This is a genomic window from Henriciella sp., from assembly GCF_049649345.1.
Classification (GTDB): Bacteria; Pseudomonadota; Alphaproteobacteria; order Caulobacterales; family Hyphomonadaceae; genus Henriciella.
In genome coordinates this window covers 1-4680 of the sequence record NZ_JBARZC010000215.1, presented here as the reverse complement: position 1 = coordinate 4680, position 4680 = coordinate 1, and the positions used below count along the sequence as shown (strand labels likewise).

The following is a 4680-nucleotide window of genomic DNA, read 5'->3' as shown; positions in this document are numbered from 1 at the left end:
TTTGGCGCTTCCTATATTGTGCCCAAGGCCGACAGGGTTGTCATCGGCGCGACCAGTGAAGAGAGCTACGCTCATAATGGCGTGGATCACGACACGATCGAGCGGCTTTTCGAGACAGCCTGCAGCGTGCTCCCGGGGCTAAGCTCGGCAAGCCGGCTCGAAGCCTGGTCGGGCCTGCGCCCGAAAAGCGATGACGGTCTGCCGGTGCTCGCCCGGCTCAATGATGAGGAATTTGTCGCCGCTGGCCATTTCCGCCACGGCATCCTGCTCGCGCCTCTGACCGCCCGGACAATTGCTGATCTGGTCGAGGGGCGGGCGCCTGTAACTGCGACGAGATGAAACTGGATTTGTACCCAAGGCCAGTCTAGGTCAGGGTCGACAGGAGGATCCGCACATGCACTCAATTTCGCAGATGAGCGAAGACCAGATTGCCATCAAGGATGCGGTCGAAAGGACCTGCTCGCAATTTGACGATGAGTATTGGGCAAAGACCGACGAGACGGGAGACTGGCCGGAGGCTTTCTGTGATGCCATGGCAGAGGGCGGATGGCTCGGCGTGGCGTTTCCTGAGGAGTATGGCGGCGCCGGCCTCGGCCTGACGGAGGCGGCGCTCGTCATGCAGACGGTGACGCGCTCTGGCGCAGGTTATTCTGGCGCCTCGGCGATCCACCTCAACATCTTCGGGCCCAAGCCGCTCGAGAAATTCGGCAATGCCGAGCAGAAGCAGGAAAACCTGCCCAAGATCATCTCCGGCGAAGAGAAGATGTGCTTTGCCGTGACCGAGCCGAATTCAGGCCTCGATACCTCCAGCCTCGAGACCAAGGCCGAGCGGACCAATGCCGGCTATACGATCAATGGCCGCAAGATCTGGACGACGGGGGCCCAGCGCGCCGACAAGATTCTTATTATCGCCCGCACGACCCCGAAGGATCAGTGCGCCAAGCCCTATCTCGGCTTGTCGCTGTTCTACACAGACCTCGACCGCGGAAAGATCGACGCCAAGCCAATCCCGAAAATGGGCCGCAAGGCTGTCGAGTGTAACATGCTCTATATCGACGGCCTCGAAGTGCCCAAGGAGCATCTGATCGGGGAAGAGGGGCAAGGCTTCAAATACCTGTTGCAAGGCCTCAATCCGGAGCGCGTCCTGTTCGCTGTGGAATCGATCGGTCTCGGCTTTGCTGCGCTTGAGCGCGCCGCCACATATGCGCAGGACCGCGTCGTCTTCGGCCGTCCGATCGGACAGAACCAGGGCATCCAGCATCCTCTGGCGCGAAGCTGGGCCGAGCTCAAAGCAGCTGAAATGCTCGCTTACAAAGCGGCTTCTCTTTACGACGCGGGCGAGGATTGCGGGGCCGAAGCCAATGCCGCGAAATATCTCGGCACCGAAGCCGGGTTTACCGCCTGCGAGAATGCGGTCCTCACCCATGGCGGCATGGGCTATGCCAAGGAGTACCACGTTGAGCGCTATATGCGCGAAGCCATGCTGGCGCGCATCGCGCCGGTCAGCCGCGAGATGATCCTGAACTTCATTGCCGAACGAGTCCTCGGCCTGCCGAAGAGCTATTAGGTCAGTCGGCGGCCTTCATATCGTCGGCTTTCTCCATGTGCTGGAAGAACTCTTCCTTTGAGTTCGTGCGGGGGTAGGGTTCGGCGGGAACGGCAACTCCAAGGAAGTCGCACAGCGGCTCCCAGCCATCCTTGGCGCTATGAACCAGAAGACGATCGTCTGGGATCGCCGCCTTCACCTTGGCTTCGTGAGCCTCGAATGCCTTGATCAGTGTGTCCTTGTCTCGCGCCTCTCCCAGGCTGCGCTCAAGCACCTTGCTCACCATCTTGAACCACTCAACCGCCTGAGGCGGCCATGTGTCGGGTGCCCACACTGTTGCAAGAATCGTCTCGGAGATGCTGGCATACCAGCTCTCTGATGAGCGCGTGGAGAGGATGATCTTCGCCTCCGGATAGGCCGCTGCTGTCTCTTCCCAGAACGCCGCTGTCGGCCAATCGACCGCTGAGCCATAGCCATTATAGATCGCGTCAAAATCCGGGTCGCCGGCCAGCGCATCATTCCAGAGTGCAACTTGCGGATCGGGATGTTCGATCACTTCGATCATGTGATGACACGGCCCGAAGCCCAACTGCTCCAGTGCCAGCTTGAGCGACATCGTACCCGTCCGGCCGAAACCGGCGCTAATAACTTTCAATGACATGCGTCCCCTCCAGAATTGCGGCCCACCGCCGCCAAAACGGGCCTAGCACGAACAGGACAGCGCAAGAAGCGAAACCGGCGCAGCGAGGTCGAGGCTGTCTATCTTTTCGGCTTGCGCATGATTGTGCCCGAGAAATTGAGCGCCGGCTTTCCGTCACCGGTGATCAGGCCGCGCACGAAAATGATCGAGCGGCCCGCCCGCAGCACCTCGCCGCGCGCCTCAATATAGGCGCCCTCTGGCGGGCCTGACAGGAATTCGGAATTGAAGGCGACGGTCACGCCATATTCGTCCTCGATTTCCTGATGCGCGATGGCGAAGAGCGAATAGTCGGCAAAGGCCATGAGGCAGCCGCCATGAACGACACCGCCCGCATTCATGTGCTTGCGCTGCGCCCGGAAGGCCGCGACAGGGCCTTTTTCATCGACCCGGAAATAGAACGGGCCGGCGGTTTCATATTCGAATGGCTCCGTCGGCCAGGTCGACCATCCTGCAAACTCGCCCGATTCCACTGTGACTGTCGCCGTCATCTGCCCTCCATTATTCCTGTCAGCATGGCAGAGACTGCGACGATGCTGCCGCGGCGTCCAGCCTTGCCCTTCGACATTATTGCCCGCAAAGCGTATGCTGAACGAGAATGATCCCAGGAGGCAAGAATGGCTTTTGATGCCGAAATCCGTCAGGCGTTGATCGAGCAGGTCCGCCGCTTCGTCACCGAGAGATGTATCCCGCTGGAAAACCAGGTCGGCGAGACCGACGAGGTGCCGCAGGAGATTGTCGACGAGATGAAACAGCTCGGCCTGTTCGGCCTTGCTGTGCCGGAGGAGTTTGGCGGGCTCGGCCTAGACATGGAGACCGAATGCCTTGTCGCGCTGGAGCTTGGACGGACCTCTCCGGCCTTCCGGTCTGTCGCCGGCACCAATATCGGCATTGGCAGCCAGGCGCTCGTCCTGTTCGGTACGCCTGAGCAGAAGGAAAAATGGCTGCCGGGCATCGCGTCTGGCGACCTCATCTCCAGCTTTGCGCTGACCGAGCCTGGCGCAGGCTCTGATGCTGGCAGCCTGACGACAAAAGCGATCCGCGACGGGGACCATTACGTCCTCAACGGCACCAAGCGCTATATCACTAATGCCAACAAGGCCGACCTTTTCACCGTCATGGCGCGCACGGCGCCGGATGTGAAAGGCCCGAAAGGCGTGTCGGCCTTCGTCGTCGAGCGCGACACGCCGGGCGTCAGCGTTGGCCAGCCTGAAAAGAAAATGGGCCAGCAGGGCGCCCATGTCTGCGATGTGATTTTCGAGGATGCGCGCGTGCCGGTCGACAATCTGATCGGCAATGAAGGCGAGGGTTTCAAGGTGGCGATGAGCGTGCTCGACAAGGGCCGGCTCCATATCTCCGCGGTTGCCACCGGCATGTCCAAGCGTCTCATCAAGGAAATGGTCACCTATGCGAGCGAACGAGTGCAGGGCGGCAAGCCGATTATCGACCATCAGCTGATCCAGGCCCTGCTTGCCGATAGCCAGGCCGATACCTATGCGGCGCGCTGCATGATCCTGGATGCAGCCAGGCGGCGCGATGCGGGAGAGAATGTTACGCTTCTAGCGTCCTCGGCAAAGCTGTTTTCCACAGAAGCGAATGGCCGCGTGGCGGACCGCGCCGTCCAGGTGTTTGGCGGCGCCGGCTATATCACAGACTATGGCATTGAGCGGTTCTACCGTGACGCGCGTATCTTCCGGCTGTACGAAGGCACGAGCCAGATTCAGCAAATCATCATTGCGCGCGAGCTCAAAAAGGCCGGTCAGGCCGACCAGTTATAACGCACCCACAGGGGCGGGACACAAAGGGGCAGAAATGACGCTACAGGATGAGATCGCGCCATCGGATGTCGGGCTGAACGAGGAGCGGCTGGACGCGATCCCGCATTTCTTCGCAGGCAACTATCTCGATACGGGCAAGCTGCCTTGCATGGCGACACTGGTCTCTCGTAATGGCCAGATCGTTCACGAGGCCTATCGCGGTCGCACGCGCCTCGAGGGCGGCGAGCCGATCAATGCGCAGACCATCTTCCGCATCTATTCGATGACCAAACCGATCACCTCCGTGGCGGCCATGATGCTGTTCGAGGAAGGCAAGATCCGTCTTGACGACGCTGTCTCGAAATACATTCCCGAATTTGCCGACACCGAAGTCTTCGTGCAGGGCACGGTGGATGATTTCGAGACGCGCAAGCCGATCCGGCCGATGGAAATCCGAGATCTCTTCACGCATACATCGGGGCTGACCTACGGCTTCCTGATGCAGCATGAGGTTGATGCGATGTACCGGCGCGAGAAGATCGCCCGGCCAGACGAGACGCTCGAGGAGATGTGCGCACGGCTGGCGAAACTTCCGCTGCTCTTTTCGCCCGGTACCCGCTGGAATTACAGCCATTCGACCGATGTCCTCGGACGAGTTGTCGAGGTCGCGTCCGGTCAGA

At 60.4% G+C, this 4680-nt stretch carries 6 protein-coding genes; 4 read left to right on the top strand and 2 right to left on the bottom strand.

Annotation, left to right across the window (positions count from 1 at the left end; all coding sequences use genetic code 11):
• Both WA989_RS05380 and WA989_RS05375 read left to right on the top strand, forming a co-directional pair.
• The coding region (locus tag WA989_RS05380; RefSeq protein WP_424339478.1) for an FAD-dependent oxidoreductase at positions 1-339 on the top strand (339 nt) is incomplete at its 5' end.
• A gap of 73 nt (positions 340-412) precedes the next feature.
• Positions 413-1567 carry an acyl-CoA dehydrogenase family protein gene (locus WA989_RS05375; protein ID WP_424339479.1) on the top strand — a complete coding sequence of 385 codons (1155 nt, stop codon included), beginning with the start codon at positions 413-415 and terminating at the stop codon, positions 1565-1567.
• Between the two features lies 1 nt (position 1568).
• On the opposite strand, the gene WA989_RS05370 is transcribed toward WA989_RS05375, so the two are convergent.
• The gene (locus tag WA989_RS05370; protein WP_424339477.1) at positions 1569-2207 is read right to left on the bottom strand and encodes a sulfotransferase family protein; all 639 of its coding nucleotides are present in this window, start codon (positions 2205-2207) and stop codon (positions 1569-1571) included.
• A 98-nt stretch (positions 2208-2305) separates the two neighbouring features.
• On the bottom strand, positions 2306-2734 hold the full coding sequence (locus WA989_RS05365; RefSeq protein ID WP_424339476.1) for a PaaI family thioesterase: 429 nt from the start codon (positions 2732-2734) through the stop codon (positions 2306-2308).
• 126 nt (positions 2735-2860) lie between these two features.
• Here WA989_RS05365 and WA989_RS05360 point away from each other — a divergent pair, with 126 nt between their 5' ends.
• Positions 2861-4021, top strand: coding sequence for an acyl-CoA dehydrogenase family protein (locus WA989_RS05360; protein ID WP_424339475.1), 1161 nt, complete (start codon positions 2861-2863; stop codon positions 4019-4021).
• A 34-nt stretch (positions 4022-4055) separates the two neighbouring features.
• On the top strand, positions 4056-4680 hold a 625-nt coding region (locus tag WA989_RS05355), incomplete at its 3' end, for a serine hydrolase domain-containing protein (protein WP_424339474.1).